The sequence below is a fragment of the Streptomyces niphimycinicus genome (assembly GCF_018883605.1).
Lineage (GTDB): Bacteria > Actinomycetota > Actinomycetes > Streptomycetales > Streptomycetaceae > Streptomyces > Streptomyces niphimycinicus.
Map to the genome: position 1 here is coordinate 23,768 of NZ_JAHLEM010000169.1, position 15,601 is coordinate 39,368.

Below are 15,601 nucleotides of genomic sequence, written 5' to 3' on the forward strand. Positions count from 1 at the left end.
GATTCCGCAAGTCGCCATGGCGGGAAGGAGCGATCAGGTCGTGGTTCGCGATGACGGGTCCGGCGCCGGAGGCGTCGACCCCCAGAAGCTGTGGCAGAGCCCCCAGCAGCCCCGCAAGGGGCGTAAACCCGCCTTCAGCCGTGAGGCGATCACCGCCGCGGCCGTCGCCCTGGCGGACGCCGAGGGAATCGACGCGGTCACCATGCGGCGGGTGGCATCGCAGGTCGGCGCCGGGGTCATGTCGCTCTACAGCTACGCCCCCGACAAGGAGACACTGCTGCGGCTGATGGTCGACCAGGTCAACGGCGAGCTGTCACCACCGGACCCGCTGACCGGCGACTGGCGTGCCGATCTGAAGGCCATCGCCCATGCCCAGCGCGCCCTGATGCTCCGCCACCCCTGGCTGCCCGCCGCGCTGTTCAACCGCCGTTGGTCCCTCGGGCCCAACACCCTGGCCTTCCTGGAACACGCGCTCGCCGCTTTGCGGCCCGCCGCGCTGGACGGCGGCGCGAAGCTGGAGGTGTTCAGTCTGATCACGGGTTTCACCGCCAGACTCGTCGCCGACGAGATCGCCCAGGCCGCGTTCTCCGCCTCACCCGAGCTGGCCGCCGCCGAAGCCCGCTATCTCGCCTCGGTGGCCGCCGACGGACACCACCCGGAGCTCGCGGAGGCGCTCTCCGCCCCCGCCCGCCCGCTCACCCCCGACGCCACGTTCGCCCGGCTGCTGGACCGCATGGTCGACGGGCTGGACGCCGGGTCGTAACGCGGTGGCGGGAGGCTGCTAGGGATTGGTCCATGCCTCGGGGTCCTCGGCGAGGCCCAGGACATCGCCGGGCAGCCGCGCCGCGGCCACCTCCGCGAGGGTCACCTCACCGAGGATCTTGCGCACATTGGCCCGCACCGCGATCCACAGCGGCAGCAGCGACTCCGCCGGTCCGCAGTACGACAGCTCGGGCGGGCGCACTCCGCGCACCGATACCAGGGGGCCGTCGACCACCCGGATCACCTCGGCGATGCTGATGGTGTCCGCCGGGCGGGCCAGCCGGTAGCCGCCGTTGCCCCCGCGCTGGCTGGCCACCAGGCCGCCCCGGCGCAGATCGCCCAGAATCCCCTCGAGGAATTTGTGCGGGATGCCCTGCGCACCGGCGATCACCTCGGCCTTGACGGAGACGCCCTCCCCCGCCGCGGCCAGTTCCAACGCCGCCCGCACCGCATAGTCCGCCTTCGCCGAGATCCGCATGCCGTGATTATCCGCCACCGGCGCGGCGGACCGTCAGAAGGGCAGGGTGAACGGGGGGTGCTCGCCCTTGAGGAAGTAGTCCCCGACCTCGTGGAGCCGGTGGGCGACGGGGTCGTAGAGGGTATGGGTGCGCGCGTTGCGCCAGAAGCGGTCGAATCCGTAGGCGGAGGAGGCGGAGCGCGCCCCGACGACATCCAGGGCGCGCGCGGTCGCGTCATGGGCGGCCCGGGAGGCGGCGGCCTCGGCCGCGGCGGCGAGCACGGTGATCTCGGCGCATTCGTCGTCGGTCAGGTCCTCGCCCCGCGCCAGCCCGCCGTCCAGGGCCTCCAGCGCCTGGTCGGCGAGGGCGGCGGCGGAGAGCGTGGCGAGAGTGAGCTCCCCGTAGGTGGTCAGCGCGTACGGATCGCGCGGGGAGGTGTGGGGCCAGGGCGCGTGCACCGCCCTGGTGTACTCGCGGGCCTCGGCGAGCACCCCCTGCGCGATCCCGAGACAGATCTGCGCCGAGACCAGGCGCCCGGTCGGCGTGGCCAGACCGCTGAAGGGCGACGGGGTGTCCTCCTCCCAGGAGAGCGGGCCGAGCACCGCACCGTCCTCGACCGGCACCGCGTCGAACTCCACGCTGCCGCCGGCCGCCAGCCGCTGCCCGAAGGTGTCCCCGTCGTCGCCGCCGCACACCACACCCGGATCGGCGGTGTCGACGAGCACGGCCAGCGGTTCTCCGGTGTCGGCGTGGGTGGCGCGGACGGCCAGCCGGTCGGCGACCAGGACGCCGGTGGCGTACCCCTGGCGTCCGTTCACCACCCGGCCGTCCCTCCCGGCGGTGAGCGTCAGCCGTGGCTCGCGGGCGGCCAGCCCGCCGCCCCAGCACCACTGCCCCGCCGCCGACTCCCGCTCCAGCCGGGCGGCCGGATCGGCCCCGCCGAGGAAGCGGGCACTGAAGGACAGCAGGTAGTGGCAGCCGAGCACCTGGCCGATCGCGCCATCGGCCGCGGCGATCTTCCGCACCACGGCGCAGGCCGTGGGCCAGCCCGCACCCCCGCCCCCGCGCTCGGCGGGGATCAGCAGTGTGAGCAGCCCCGCTTCGCGCAACCGGGCGACCTCGTCGTACGGCGTCTTGCCGGCCTGGTCGCGGATGACCGCGTCCGTGGCGAGGTCGTCCGCCGCCTCGCCGGCGATCCGCAGCCACCAGGCGCGGTCGGGCGCTTCGGCCACCGCATCCACCACCGTCACGCCCGCTCCCCTCCATCCGGCCGGACTTCATCATTCCCTATTTTTCCAGTAGGGAAAATAGGGAACTTGGCCACGGGCGTCCACTGAGTGATGTCCGGCATATGCCAGTGCTACGTTTGTTCGAGAATGCCCTATTCCATGAGGTGAGGTCCGGGGATGGAGGAGCGGCGCGAAACAGACGCGGTGGGGCGCTCCCACTCATGGGGCGATGAACGGCTTTCCCTGCTCTCGACGGTGGGCGCCGCGCTGGGCGACCGTGAGGCGCTCCAGCACGCCCTGGACCAGGCGGTCTCCGAGCTGGGCGGACTCGCGGGGCTGATGCACTGGTCCTGCGGCCCGGCCGGCAGCCGTACGCTGCGCCTGGTCCTGGCCAGCGGGCTGCCGCCGGCCGCCCTCGGGGGCTGGGAGGAGATCCGCCAGGACGAGGCCCCGCTCGCCCCGGCCCGGGCCGTGCGGGACGGCCGGTTCGTATGGCTGCCGGCGGCCGGGGAGATCTTCGGGCCCGGGGCGACCGGCCGCGCCTCCGCCGGGACCCTGCCGGCGGCGACCACGGTGGCATCCGTTCCGCTGACCGGGACGGACGGCCCGGTGGGCGCGCTGTCCGTCCTCACCGGCCCCCGGGAGCCGACCCCGGAACAGGCCGCCTTCCTCGAGGCGGTGGGACGCTGGACGGAGCACCGTCTCTCACACGCGACGGGCAGGATCGGCGACTGCGACGAACACCCCTGGTGGCACCAGCGGCCGGGCGGCTCGGTGCTCCAGCAGTCCCTGGAAGCGGTCAACGTCGGCTCCTGGGAATGGGGCATCCGCACCGGTGACATGTGGTGGGACCAAGCGGGCCTGACGCTCCTCGGCATCCCCCGCGGCTACGAGCGGCGGATCGAGAGCTGGATCGACCTGATCCACCCCGAGGACATGCCGCGGGTGATGGCCGCCACCGAGAAGTCGCTCCGTGAGCGGAGCGGATACGAGGCCGAGTACCGGGTCCGCCGCCCCGACGGGACCAGCGGGTGGGTGCAGAGCCGCGCCCATCTCGAGTTCGACGAGAACGGCGAGCCCGTCCGCATGATCGGGAGGGTCTGGGACACCACCGAAAGCCGGATGGCCCGGGAGTCGGTGGGGCAGGCGCTGCGGTACATGAGCGACGCGTTCTTCGCGGTGAACCAGGACTGGCGGATCACCTTCCTCAATGTCGAGGCCGAGCGCCTGGTCGGCCCGGCCGCGGAGGTGCTCGGCAGGCCGCTCTGGGAGGGCCCCGCGGGCACGGTCCCCGAACTGGAGGAGCGCTGCCGGCGCGCCGCCGCCGATGGGAGGCCGGCCGGGTTCGACATCCAGTGGCCCACCGATGACCGCTGGTACCACATCCGGCTGGTCTCCGTGCCCGATGGACTGACGGCCTATCTCACCGATGCGACCGAGCGCCGTTCCCAGGCCGCGCGGCGTGCGGAGGCCGAGCGCGCCGGTGCCGAACAGGCCGCCAGGATCAGCGAGTTGGCTGGCGCGCTGGCCGACGCGGTGACCACCCAGGACGTCGTCCAGGTCGTCGCCGCACAGGTGCTGCCGCCGTTCGGCGCCTCGGGTCTGCTGGTGCTGTTCCTGGAAGGCGGCAGACTGAACGTGGCGGGCTCCGTGGGCTATCCCCGCGCCTTCCTCCGCAGGATCGACGGGGTCCCGGCCTTCGGGGGCTACCGTCTGCTCAACGAAGTGCTCGGCTCTCGGCGGCCGTTCTTCATCTCCTCGACCGAGGAGTATGTGCGGCTCTTCCCCGATCTGTCCGGCAGTCCCGCGCTGGCCCGGAAGAACGCCTGGGCCGTGCTTCCCCTGATCGCCTCGGGCAACGCCATCGGCACCTGCACCGTCTCCTTCGACGAGCCCCGCCACCTCTCCGCCGATGAGCGCACCCTGCTCACCGCCCTCAGCGGGATGGTCGCGCAGGCGCTGGCCCGGGCCCGCCTCTACGACGCCGAGCATGCCCGCGCCCAGGCGCTCCAGCGTGGTCTGCTGCCCCAGGCCCTGCCCTCTCCGGCCGCCCTCACCCCCGCCGTCCGCTATCTGCCCGCCAGCAGCGGCACGGACGTCGGCGGCGACTGGTACGACGTCATTCCGCTGTCCGCGGAGCGGGTGGCCGTCGTCATCGGCGATGTGATGGGCCACGGTCTGGCCGAGGCCGCCACGATGGGGCGGCTGCGCACCGCCGTGCACACGCTCGCCAACCTGGAACTGCCTCCCGAGGAGGTCCTGGCCCATCTGAACGAGGTCGTCAGCGATCTGGGCGACGACTCCTTCGCCACCTGTCTGTACGCGGTGTACGACCCCATCTCGGGGTGGTGCTCCCTCGCCCGCGCCGGTCATCCCCCGCCCCTGATCGTGCGCCCCGACGGGGGCGTGGAATGCCTCGACCCGACGCCCGATCCGCCGCTGGGCGCCGCCGAGCCCCCGTTCTCCACCGTGGATCTCCAGTTGCCCGACGGCAGTCTGCTGGTGCTGTTCACCGACGGGCTGGTGGAGTCCGCGGCGCGCGATATCGACACCGGCATCGCCGAGTGCACCCAGGTGCTCACCAGCGAGTACGGCCGGCTGCTCACCTGTCCGCCGCGCCGTCCGCGCACCAATGGCCGGGGGGCGGGCGGTGAGCACGGCGAGGACCGCGACCGGCTCGACCGGCTCTGTGACCTCCTGGTCGGGACCATGCTGCCCGCCCAGCGGCTGACCGCCGACGACACCGCCCTGCTGATCGCCCGGCTCCACGGACTGCCCGCCGGGAACACCGCCGGGTGGCCGCTGCCGGAGGGCCCGGTGGCCGCCGGTCTCGCCCGCGCCCATGTCCGCGAACAGCTCGCGGCATGGGATCTCGACGATCTCGTCATGACCACCGAACTGCTGGTGAGCGAGCTCGTCGCCAATGTCGTGCGGCACGCGAGGGGCCCGACCCGGCTCCGGCTGATCCGTGGCAATTCGCTGATCTGCGAGGTCTCGGACGCCAGCGCCACCACTCCCCGGATCCGCCGGGCCGCCGAGACGGACGAGGGCGGGCGGGGGCTGCAACTGGTCTCCGCGCTCTCGCAGCGCTGGGGGACCCGCTACACCGCCGAGGGCAAGTGCATCTGGACGGAACAGCCCATCGTGTACGGCGGCGCGGTGTAGAAGTCCATCGGCCCGCGTCAGCCGATGGCGGGCTCGCCGCCCCGGGCCTCCAGGATGGCGCCGGTGATATAGCTCGCCCGCGAGGAGACCAGGAACAGCACGGCTTCGGCGAGTTCCTCGGGCGTCGCGGGTCGGTCCAGGACCGTGGCCCGCGCCACGGTCCTGAGGGCCTCCTCCCCCATCTCGGCGGTGCCCGGCGTACGGACCGGGCCTGAACGGACGGCGTTGACGCGCACTCCCCGGCCGCCGAACTCATCGGCCCACACCCGGGTCAGCAGCTCCAGCGCGGCCTTGGATGCGCCGTACGCCCCGGCGTTGCGGGCGGGGCCACCGGCGGCGATGGTGCTGAGGTTGACGATGGCCCCGTGGCCCCGAGCCGCCATCCCCGGTGCGAGCCGCCCGACCAGCAGAAGCGGTGCGCGGACATTGATGGCCATATGGACGTCGAACATCTCGGACGAGGTCCCGGCGGTATCCGCGAACCGGTAGACACCAGCGTTGTTGACCAGGACCTCCACCTCTCCCGCCTCGTCGGCCAGCCGCCGCACATCGTCGGCCTCGGCGAGATCCGCCGCCACGAACCTGGCCGTGGCCCCCGCCGCGGACACCTCCTCGACCACCTCCGCACCCCGCCGCGCGTCCCGGCCGTGCACGACGACCTCGGCCCCCAGCGCCGCCAGGCCCAGCGCCACGGCGCGGCCGATCCCCGCCGTGGCTCCCGTGACCAGGGCCGTGGCTCCGGACAGCTCACCACTCATGCGGACACTCCTCACCGTATGCCGGACACCGATTCACACCGCACGCACCGGATGATTACCGCACCCGCCCACGCCGGGCCGGACGGCTCGCCGCCCCTGAGGCCGAACGGACGTGGCAACCCGGTGACGTGACGCCATATCCGCTGGTCCCCCCGAACCCGGACGACCACGGCCCCGGCCCCGCGGCGGACACGATCTTCCGCGTGGCGCTCGTCTTTGCTGTACTGCGGGGGTGCGGGAAACCTCGTCAACCAGCCATGTCGCCCTGGTGACCGTTCGCCAGAGGGAGTGCGGAAGTGACTGACACGGGAACACACGGTCGGCGGCGCAGCGCGGCCTGGTTCGGTGCGGAGGGCCGGTCCGGCATGGTCTACCGGTCCTGGATGCGCAACCAGGGCTATTCCGGGGAGGTGTTCGACGGCCGTCCGGTGATCGGCATCGCCACGACGTGGTCGGAGCTGGCGCCCTGCAACAGCCATCTTCAGCGGGTGGCGGAGTCGGTGAAGCGCGGGGTCTGGCAGGCCGGTGGCTTTCCGCTGGAGTTCCCGGCGATGGCGCTGGGCGAGACGCTGATGCGGCCCACCGCGATGCTGTACCGCAATCTGCTGGCCATGGAGGCCGAGGAGCTGATACGGGCCAATCCGCTGGATGGGGTGGTGCTGCTGTCCGGGTGTGACAAGACCACTCCCGGTCTGCTGATGGCCGCCTCCAGCGTCGATCTGCCGGCCATCATGGTCACCGGCGGGCCGATGCTCAACGGCAAGTACCGGGGCGGGGACGTGGGCTCCGGCACGCAGGTCTGGCGGTTCGAGGCCGAACTCGCGGCCGGGCGGATGACCGAGGAGGAGTGCTTCTTCGCCGAGGGCTGCATGGCCCGGTCCAACGGGCACTGCATGACCATGGGCACCGCGTCCACCATGGCGTCGATGGCCGAGGCGCTCGGTATGCAACTGCCCTATTCGGCGAGCTGGCCGGCGGTGGACTCGCGGCGGTACGAGACGGCGCAGCGCGCCGGGCAGCGGATCGTGGCCATGGTGGAGGAGGATCTGCGGCCGTCGCAGATCATGACCCGGGCGGCGTTCGAGAACGCGATACGGGTCAACGCGGCCATCGGCGGCTCCACCAACGCGGTGATCCATCTGCTGGCCATCGCGGGGCGCCTGGGAGTGCCGCTGAGCCTGGACGACTTCGACGCGCTGGCCCGGGAGGTGCCCACACTGGTCGATCTCCAGCCCTCCGGACGGTTCCTGATGGAGGACTTCTGCTACGCCGGGGGCCTGCCGGTGGTGATGCGCGAGCTGGGCGGGCTGCTCCACACGGAGGCGGCCACGGTGAACGGGCGCACGGTGGCGGAGAACGTCGGCGACGCCGAGTGCTGGAACCGTGAGGTGATCCGGACACTGGACGACCCGTTCCAGGAAGCGGGCACCGGCACCGCGGTGCTCCGCGGCAATCTCGCGCCGAACGGCGCGGTGATCAAACAGTCCGCCGCCTCCCGCCACCTGCTGCAACACCGCGGCCGGGCCCTGGTGTTCGACACACCGGAGGACTACATCGCCGTTCACGCCGATGAGGACCTGCCGGTGGACGAGGACACCGTGCTGGTGATCCGGGGCAGCGGCCCGCGTGGCTACCCGGGCATGCCCGAGGTCTCCAATGTGGTGCTGCCGCCCAAGTTGCTGCGCAAGGGCGTCGAGGACATGGTGCGGATATGTGACGGCCGGATGTCCGGCACCGGCTTCGGCACCGTGGTGCTCCATGTGGCCCCCGAGTCCGCGGTCGGCGGCCCGCTGGCGCTGGTGCGCGATGGCGACTGGATCACCCTGGACGTCCCGGCGCGTGCGCTCATCCTGGAGGTGGCCGAGGAGGAGCTGGAGCGCCGACGGGCCGCCTGGCAGCCCCCGCCGCCGGTCGCCGCCCGGGGCTGGAGCAGGCTCTACACCGAGCATGTGCTCCAGGCGGACCAGGGGCTGGACCTGGACTTCCTGGTCGGCTCCAGCGGACACGAGGTGCCCCGCGAGTCCCACTGACCCTCTCGCACGGCACACCGCCGACGGGCGGTCAGTTCGTTCCCCCGGCGGCCGTCAGTGGGCCGTACGTACGGCCCGCGCACGGCCGCCGTCAGTGGGCCAGGAGCCTGCGCAGCCAGCGCCGCCGCGCCTCCCGTGCGTCCCGCGAGACGGCGGCCTCCGGTGCCATGCCGTCGAAGCCGTGGAAGGCACCGGACCAGACGTGCAGTTCGGCCGATCCCCCGGCCCGCCAGATGCGGCTTGCGTAGTCCACGTCCTCGTCGCGGAAGGTCTCCGCCGAGCCGACGTCGATGAACGCGGGCGGCAGTCCGGACAGATCCGTGGCACGGGCGGGCGCGGCGTACGGCGAGACGTCCTCGCCCCCGCGTGCGTCGCCGAGCAGCGCGGTCCAGCCGGCCTCGTTCGCGGCCCGGTCCCACACCCCGATCCCGATCATCTGCCGGGCGGACGGGGTGTCGTTGCGGTCGTCCAGCATGGGACACATCAGCAACTGCCCGAACAGGGCCGGGCCGCCGCGGTCCCGGGCCAGCAGCGTGACGGCCGCGCCGAGGCCGCCACCGGCGCTGCCGCCCACGACCACGATGCGGCCCGGGTCGATGCCCAGCTCTTCGGCGTGTTCGGCGGTCCAGCGCAGCCCGGCGTAGCAGTCCTCGACCGGCCCCGGATGCCGGGTCCCCGGCGCCAGACGGTATTCGACGGACACCACGGCGAGCCGCAGTTCCTGGGCGAGGTCGAGCAACTCCGGCATACCCAGGCGGTTGTGGCCGACCGTCATGCCGCCGCCGTGGATGTGGTACAGCGCCGGTGTGGGGGTGGCCGCGTCCGCCAACCGGCAGATCAGCAGCGAGACCTCCGGCGCGTCCGCCGGGCCGGGCACGGACCGCTCCTCGACCAGGAAGGCCCCGTCGCGCTCCAGATCCTCGTTCGTCAGCGTCTCCATACCGGGCACGCCCTGGCCGTCCCCCGCCTCCGGATCCGCCCCGGATCCGCCGGGCCGCAGTATCTCGCCGATGGCCGCGAGTGGCGCGATCAGCTCCGGGTCGAACGGCGGCGGTGGCCCGAGCGGCGCCGTGGCCGCCGGGTCGGGAGAGGTGTGCGCCATGGTCGGCTCCCAGGGTCGTGGTGAGGTAAATCCCCGTCGCCGACCGCCCACTGCCCGAAGAGCGGCCGCCGCGCGGATGATCTTACCGGCCGGGTGGCGGCACGGCGGCCGGTTCGGCGGAGCCACCCGGGCGGTCAGCCGTTCCAGCTCTCGTCGTACGGATCGTGCGGGGCCGGGACCGGCCGGGAGCCGCTGACCTCGAGGTACGGGATGGCGCCACCGTCCACCGGGTCCTTGGTCCGCTTGCGGGTGTAGGTGCCGGTGACCTGGAGCCAGGTGTCGGGTTGCAGCACCGGCGGAATCCGTCCGATCAGCCCGATCTTGACGGGCTGGGCGTCGGCGGCGCAGCAGTTGAGGGCCATGCGGACGAGGTAGGGGGCGCCGTGGCCGTCGAGGGCGATGAAGCCGGTGACCTCGACCCTCCGGTGCTCCAGGGAGCGCCCGTGGTCGTACACCGCGCGGCCGGCGTAATCGGCCACATCGAGCTTCAGCGGATCACCGGCGGGGAGCGCGGGGAAGCCCCAGGGGCGTTGCAGCGCCGTGCCGGTGTGCATGGCGGTGTACGAGCCCAGCGCGGGCGGCGCCACCAGGATGAGGGCGAACAGCGGGAGCACGAGGAGCCAGGAGACCCGTGGTTCCCGGTGGGAGTGGCCGTCGTCGCCCTCCTCCCGGCGCGGGTCGCCATCGGCCGTGCGCGGCCGCTCGTACCAGAGGGTGGCCACGGCCGCCGCGATCAGCACGACACCGGCCGCGAGGAGCAACGGGCGCAGCCCCGCCTTCACATAGCGCAGGCAGAGGCCGGTGAATCCGGCCCGCAACACCGCGCCGCCGATGAGGAACAGCACGATCGCCTGAGCCTTCCGGTTCACAGCAGCACCGCCCCGACCAGGACCGACATCAGCAGGGCGAGGACGAAGGTGGCGGGCGCGAACCGCAGCGCGAACCCGCGGCCGAAGGTACCGGTCTGCATGGCGAACAGCTTCAGGTCGATCATCGGCCCGACGACCAGGAACGCCAGCCGGGCGGTGAGCGAGAACTGCGACAGGGAGGCGGCCACGAAGGCGTCGGCCTCGGAGCAGATCGACAGCAGCACCGCGAGCACCGCCAGGGCGAGGATCGATACCACCGGGTCATCGGCCGCACCGTGCAGCCGGCTCGCCGGCACCACGGCCTTGAGGGTGGCCGCGGCCATCGCGCCGACGACGAGGAAACCACCGGCGTGCATCACATCGTGGCGTACCGACGCCCAGAACGCGGCGCCCCTGCCGTGGCCGTGGAAGGAAGGGCGGGCCGGTGGGCGCAGCCAGTCGGCCCGCCCCAGCCGCTGCCACAGCCAGCCCATCGCACACGCCACGAGCAGACTGGCCACGAACCGGGCGAGCACCATCTCCGGGTCGCGGGGGAACGCGACGGCGGTGGCGGTCAGCACGATCGGGTTGATCGCCGGGGCGGACAGCACAAACGCCAGCGCCGCCGCGGGGGTGACGCCCCGGCGCACCAGCACCCCGGCCACCGGCACCGAGGCGCATTCACAGCCGGGCAGCACCGCCCCGGCCACCCCCGCCACCGGCACCGCGAGGGCGGGCCGCCGCGGCAGCGCGCGGGCGAAGAACGACGGCGGGACGAACACCGCGATGAGCGCGGACAGCAGCACCCCGAGCACGAGGAAGGGAAGGGCCTGGAGGACCACCGCGACGAACACGGTCATCCAGCTCTGCGTCACCGGAGCCGACAGCGCCCGGCGGATCGGCCCCTGCGCCATGACCACCAGGACCAGCAGCATGATCAGGCCGAGGGACGAATCGAACCGCCCGCCCCGCGGCTCGCCCGCGGCGCGGCGGCCGGCCCCGGGCGGGGCCGCTTTGGTCGTGGTGCTCACGGGTGAGGTACCTCCGGCGTCGAGGGTGCGTGCGCGGTTCCCCGCCCCCTCCAGTACGCCGGTCGGGCCCCGTGTGCTCACCGTTCCCGCGCAGCAGCCGGATGTCCTGTGCCCGCCACGATCCGGATGTCCTTGCGCCGCCCCGCTCAGCCGGGGTTCACCCAGGAGCCCCGCTCGGCGGAGCGGGCCATGGCGTCCAGCACGGTGGCGCTGTGCACGGCGTCGTCCAAAGTGGCGCCGTAGGCGGTGTCCTCGGCGATGGAGCGCATGAAGTGGTACGCCTCGATCACCTTCAGATCGTCATAGCCCATGCTGTTGGCCGCGCCGGGCTGGAAGGCGGCGTACTCGCCGTGCCCCGGGCCGATGTACACGGTGGAGACGGGCTGGTCCTGGTAGGCGGTGCCGTGGCTGACGCCGAGTTCGCCCATGCGCCGGAAGTCCCAGAAGAGCGCGCCCTTGGTGCCGTGGATCTCGAAGCCGTAGGTGTTCTGCTCGCCGACCGAGACCCGGCACGCCTCCAGCACCCCGCGGGCGCCGGAGGCGAATCGCAGCAGACAGGAGACGTAGTCCTCGTTCTCCACCGGGCCCAGCTCGCCGCCGGTGGCCCGGGTGTGTCCGGCGGTGGCGCCGGTGGGGCGGGCCCGCTCGGGCACGAACACGGCGGTGTCGGCGGTCAGGGCGTCGATCTCGCCGAGCAGGAAACGGGCCAGGTCCACTCCGTGGGAGGCGAGGTCGCCCAGCACTCCGCTGCCGCCACGGGCGCGTTCGTAGCGCCAGGTCAGGGCACCTTCGGGGTGGGCGGCGTAGTCGCTGAAGAGGCGGACGCGGGCATGGGTGACGGTGCCGATCTCGCCGGCCGCGATCATGGCGCGTGCGGTCTGGACGGCGGGTGCGTTGCGGTAGTTGAAACCGACCGCGCCCTGGACCCCGGCCTCGGCCACGGCGGCGGCGACCGCGCGGGCGTCGTCGGCGGTGAGCCCGACCGGCTTCTCGATCCAGATGTGCTTGCCCGCCCGGGCCATGGCGATGCCGATCTCCCGGTGCAGAAAGTTCGGCGCGGCGATGCTCACGGCCCGGACGCGGGGGTCGGCGGCGACCTCGTGCCAGTCCCGGACGGCGGTGGCGAAGCCGTACCGCCCGGCGGCCTCCTCGGCCCGGCCGGGCACCTCGTCGGCGACGGCGACCAGTTCGGGCCGTACGGACAACTGCGGGAAGTGGTGCGGCAGCCGGACGTACGCCTGGGTGTGCACCCGTCCCATCCAGCCGAATCCCACGACGGCGACTCCGAGCGTACTCACCATGACTGCCCTTCTTTGGACCGTTCCAGAAATCTCCCGGCCCACATTGGAAGCACTGTCCGCAGGGTGTCAACCCCTTTGACAACCACGTCCACCCTGTGGAACGGTCCAGAACATGAGACCACCGACGATCCGCGATGTCGCCGAACGGGCCGGAGTGTCGAAGTCGCTGGTCTCCCTGGTGCTGCGCGGCTCCGAGCAGGTGCGCCCCGAGAAACGGCAGGCCGTCCTGGCCGCCGTCGAGGAGCTCGGCTACCGGCCCAACGCCGCCGCGCGCAGCCTCAGCGAGCGGCGCACCCGGACCGTCGGAGTGCTCCTCAACGACCTGCGCAACCCCTGGTTCGTGGAGCTGCTCGACGGCCTCAACTCCCAGCTCTACGCGAACGGTCTGCGGACGCTGCTGGCCGACGGCCGGCTCAACCGGCGGCTCGGCGAGGATCTCACCCACACCTTCACCGAGCTGCGGGTCGACGGCCTGATCGCGGTCGGCACACTCCCGGACCCGGCGGCGGTGCGCACGGCGGCCGCGCGGGTGCCCACGGTGGTCGCGGGCAGCCGCGAGCCCGTGCTGCCCCACGTGGACATCGTCGCGGGCGACGACGAGCTGGGCGCCCGCCTCGCCACCGAACACCTCATCGGCCTCGGCCACCGGCGCATCGCCCATATCGCCGGACAGGGGGTGGTGGGCGAGCTGCGCCGCCGCGGCTTCGAGGCGGTCATGCGCGAGCACGGCCTGGCCGGGTCCGCGGCCGTGGAGCAGGGCGATCTGACCGAGGAGGGCGGCTACCGGGCCACCGTCCGGCTGCTGGGCGCGCCGCACCGGCCCACCGCCGTCTTCGCGTTCAACGACATGGCGGGCGTCGGCGCCCTGTCGGCCGCCGAGGAGCTGGGCCTCCGGGTGCCGGACGACCTCTCCCTCGTCGGCTACGACAACACCTATCTCGCGCGGCTGCGCCATCTGTGGCTCACCACCGTGGACAACGCGAACCACGACATCGGCCGCCGCGCCGCACGCCGCCTGCTCGACCGGATCACCGACCCCACCCGCCCCGGCGAGGTCGCCCTCACCGCTCCGGCCCTCGAAGTCCGCGGTACGACCGCGCCGCCGCGATCGACCGACTGACCGTCGCGCACCGCCCATTGACGCCCCATCGGTCCCTTGCCTATCGTCCGTCCGAAGTACTGAGCAGTGTCCGATATCTCGCCGACGGCGCCAAGCAGACGATGGCCGAGGACGGCACCAAGATCGAGACCGGCCGGGCGTACGACGTGCGGATCGAGGTCCGCGGTCGGCAGGTGGCGCTGCACCTGGACGGATTACAGAGACCGCGGCCGGTGACCGGGTCGGTCACCGGCCGCGGCATCACCTTCGGCTTCGATCGCCGATCGCACCGCCCGCCGCACCCACCGCCAGGCCGAGGACGACCATCACCACATAGCTGTAGACCTCATAGCCGTCGGGAACGACGAAGCGGACGAAACCCATGAAGTGGAGCCAGCCCCACCATTCGTGCAGCAGACCGCTTCCGCCACCGACGACGAGGGTGAAGGAGAGCAGATGCGACACGGCGGCGAGCGGGGAGGTGTCCTTGGTGGATGCCATGGCCCGAACCTAGGCGGGCCGCCCCGGGCGGCGGATCGGGCACAAGGCGGCGACGGGATGACCAAAGAACACCCCCCGACATCGGGGAGTCGTACTTAAGTATCCGCTCGCGGCGCCCATCCCCGCTCGCCCGCCGGGTCCGCGTAGATTGCCGGGACATGCGCCGCATCCACCGCACCCGCCGGGACTGGGCAGCCGATCTGGGGCTGATGCTCTTCGCCGCCTGCTTCGCCGTCGCCAGCTCGGATTCCCTACCGATCGAGGACGGCCTCGATCCGCTGTGGCGGACCGTCGACCAGGTGATCGGCGGGCTGGGGTGTGCGACGGTCCTGCTGCGGCGGCGGTGGCCGGTGGCGCTGGCGGTGGCGCTGCTGCTGGCGGGCAGCGAGGTGTCGCACTATTTGACCGGTCCGGCGATGGTGGCGGTGTTCACGGTGGCCGCGACCCGGCCGTGGCGGGCCACGGCATGGGTGGCGGCGGTGGCCTTCGTACCGCTTCCCGCCTTCCTGTGGCAACTGCCGGAGGTGTCCGGGGACCGGAAGAGCTCGGCGCTGACGTACTTCGCGCTGATCGCCGGGGCCATCGGCTGGGGGTTGTTCCGGCGGTCCCGGCAGCAGCTCATCGTCTCACTGCGGGCGCGCGCCGAACTGGCCGAGGCGGACGCGGAGTTGCGGGCCGAGCGGGCCCGCCGGGAGGCGCGGGAGGAGATCGCGCGCGAGATGCATGATGTGCTGGGGCACCGGCTGACATTGCTGAGCGTGCACGCGGGGGCGCTGGAGTTCCATACGAACGCGCCCCGAGAGGAGATCGGAAAGGCCGCCGGGGTGATCCGGGAGAGTGCCCATCTGGCGCTGCGCGATCTGCGCGAGGTGATCGGGGTGCTGCGCGCGGGACCGGCGGAGGACGAGCGGCCCCAGCCCGAACTGGCCGACCTGGCCCGGCTGGTGGCGGAGGCACGGGCGGCGGGCGGCCGGATCGAGCTGACCGGGCCGCCCGACGGACCGGCCCCGCCGCCCATGGTGGGGCGGACGGCGTACCGCATCGTCCAGGAGGCGCTGACCAACGCGCGCAAACACGCGCCCGGCGCGGCGGTCACCATACGGGTGGCCGGGGGCCCTGCCGGCCGGCTGACCGTGGAGGTCCGCAACGCACCGCCGCCCGGAGCGGCCGCGGACACCGGCGGTGGAGCGGAAGGCGGTGGTCAGGGGCTGATCGGGCTGGCCGAACGGGCCCGGCTGGCGGGCGGCGAGCTGAGCGCGGGCCCGGCCCACGACGGTTTCCGGGTCCGCGCCTGGCTACCCTGGCCCGGGGGGGGCC

13 protein-coding genes are annotated in these 15,601 nt (G+C 72.9%); 5 read left to right on the forward strand and 8 right to left on the reverse strand.

The features are described from left to right. Window positions 1-40 precede the first annotated feature (40 nt). Window positions 41-763: a TetR/AcrR family transcriptional regulator gene (locus tag KN815_RS16755; RefSeq protein WP_253209023.1), complete on the forward strand. Its 723-nt coding sequence runs from the start codon at window positions 41-43 to the stop codon at window positions 761-763. Window positions 764-781: 18 nt separating this feature from the next. On the opposite strand, the gene KN815_RS16760 is transcribed toward KN815_RS16755, so the two are convergent. Together KN815_RS16760 and KN815_RS16765 are read right to left on the reverse strand one after the other, a co-directional pair. Further along, window positions 782-1,240, reverse strand: a complete 459-nt coding sequence (locus KN815_RS16760; RefSeq protein WP_216342733.1) for an RrF2 family transcriptional regulator — start codon at window positions 1,238-1,240, stop codon at window positions 782-784. 33 nt (window positions 1,241-1,273) lie between these two features. Then, entirely contained in the window at window positions 1,274-2,470 is a 1,197-nt protein-coding gene (locus KN815_RS16765) for an acyl-CoA dehydrogenase family protein (RefSeq protein ID WP_216342734.1), read from the reverse strand. Window positions 2,471-2,626: 156 nt separating this feature from the next. On the opposite strand from KN815_RS16765, the gene KN815_RS16770 reads away from it, so the two are divergent. Beyond that, complete coding sequence (locus KN815_RS16770; protein ID WP_253209024.1) at window positions 2,627-5,614, forward strand: SpoIIE family protein phosphatase; 2,988 nt, start codon at window positions 2,627-2,629, stop codon at window positions 5,612-5,614. A 17-nt stretch (window positions 5,615-5,631) separates the two neighbouring features. On the opposite strand, the gene KN815_RS16775 is transcribed toward KN815_RS16770, so the two are convergent. Further along, on the reverse strand, window positions 5,632-6,372 hold the full coding sequence (locus KN815_RS16775) for an SDR family NAD(P)-dependent oxidoreductase (protein ID WP_216342735.1): 741 nt from the start codon (window positions 6,370-6,372) through the stop codon (window positions 5,632-5,634). Window positions 6,373-6,668: 296 nt separating this feature from the next. Here KN815_RS16775 and KN815_RS16780 point away from each other — a divergent pair, with 296 nt between their 5' ends. After that, a complete protein-coding gene (locus KN815_RS16780) occupies window positions 6,669-8,402 on the forward strand; it encodes an IlvD/Edd family dehydratase (RefSeq protein ID WP_216342736.1) in 1,734 nt (577 codons plus the stop codon). 91 nt (window positions 8,403-8,493) lie between these two features. On the opposite strand, the gene KN815_RS16785 is transcribed toward KN815_RS16780, so the two are convergent. From KN815_RS16785 to KN815_RS16800, 4 genes are all read right to left on the reverse strand, one after another. Next, window positions 8,494-9,504: an alpha/beta hydrolase gene (locus KN815_RS16785; RefSeq protein WP_216342737.1), complete on the reverse strand. Its 1,011-nt coding sequence runs from the start codon at window positions 9,502-9,504 to the stop codon at window positions 8,494-8,496. 134 nt (window positions 9,505-9,638) lie between these two features. Next, complete coding sequence (locus KN815_RS16790) at window positions 9,639-10,373, reverse strand: TIGR03943 family putative permease subunit (protein WP_216342738.1); 735 nt, start codon at window positions 10,371-10,373, stop codon at window positions 9,639-9,641. Further along, window positions 10,370-11,383, reverse strand: a complete 1,014-nt coding sequence (locus KN815_RS16795) for a permease (protein WP_216342739.1) — start codon at window positions 11,381-11,383, stop codon at window positions 10,370-10,372. Before KN815_RS16795 ends, KN815_RS16790 begins: the two co-directional genes overlap by 4 nt. 146 nt (window positions 11,384-11,529) lie before the next feature. Continuing rightward, entirely contained in the window at window positions 11,530-12,684 is a 1,155-nt protein-coding gene (locus tag KN815_RS16800; protein ID WP_216342740.1) for a Gfo/Idh/MocA family protein, read from the reverse strand. Between the two features lie 112 nt (window positions 12,685-12,796). Here KN815_RS16800 and KN815_RS16805 point away from each other — a divergent pair, with 112 nt between their 5' ends. Continuing rightward, a complete protein-coding gene (locus KN815_RS16805; RefSeq protein ID WP_216342741.1) occupies window positions 12,797-13,804 on the forward strand; it encodes a LacI family DNA-binding transcriptional regulator in 1,008 nt (335 codons plus the stop codon). Window positions 13,805-14,044: 240 nt separating this feature from the next. Here the strand turns inward: KN815_RS16805 and KN815_RS16810 are convergent, their stop codons facing one another. Further along, window positions 14,045-14,284, reverse strand: a complete 240-nt coding sequence (locus tag KN815_RS16810) for a hypothetical protein (RefSeq protein ID WP_216342742.1) — start codon at window positions 14,282-14,284, stop codon at window positions 14,045-14,047. A gap of 158 nt (window positions 14,285-14,442) precedes the next feature. On the opposite strand from KN815_RS16810, the gene KN815_RS16815 reads away from it, so the two are divergent. After that, the coding region (locus tag KN815_RS16815; protein WP_216342743.1) for a sensor histidine kinase at window positions 14,443-15,601 on the forward strand (1,159 nt) is incomplete at its 3' end.

Bases quoted from the DNA above. Each gene is read 5' to 3' on its own strand.
- KN815_RS16810 (WP_216342742.1), bottom strand. From the start codon at position 14,284: ATGGCATCCACCAAGGACACCTCCCCGCTCGCCGCCGTGTCGCATCTG.
- KN815_RS16760 (WP_216342733.1), bottom strand. From the start codon at position 1,240: ATGCGGATCTCGGCGAAGGCGGACTATGCGGTGCGGGCGGCGTTGGAA.
- KN815_RS16785 (WP_216342737.1), bottom strand. From the start codon at position 9,504: ATGGCGCACACCTCTCCCGACCCGGCGGCCACGGCGCCGCTCGGGCCA.
- KN815_RS16770 (WP_253209024.1), top strand. From the start codon at position 2,627: ATGGAGGAGCGGCGCGAAACAGACGCGGTGGGGCGCTCCCACTCATGG.
- KN815_RS16805 (WP_216342741.1), top strand. From the start codon at position 12,797: ATGAGACCACCGACGATCCGCGATGTCGCCGAACGGGCCGGAGTGTCG.
- KN815_RS16775 (WP_216342735.1), bottom strand. From the start codon at position 6,372: ATGAGTGGTGAGCTGTCCGGAGCCACGGCCCTGGTCACGGGAGCCACG.
- KN815_RS16800 (WP_216342740.1), bottom strand. From the start codon at position 12,684: ATGGTGAGTACGCTCGGAGTCGCCGTCGTGGGATTCGGCTGGATGGGA.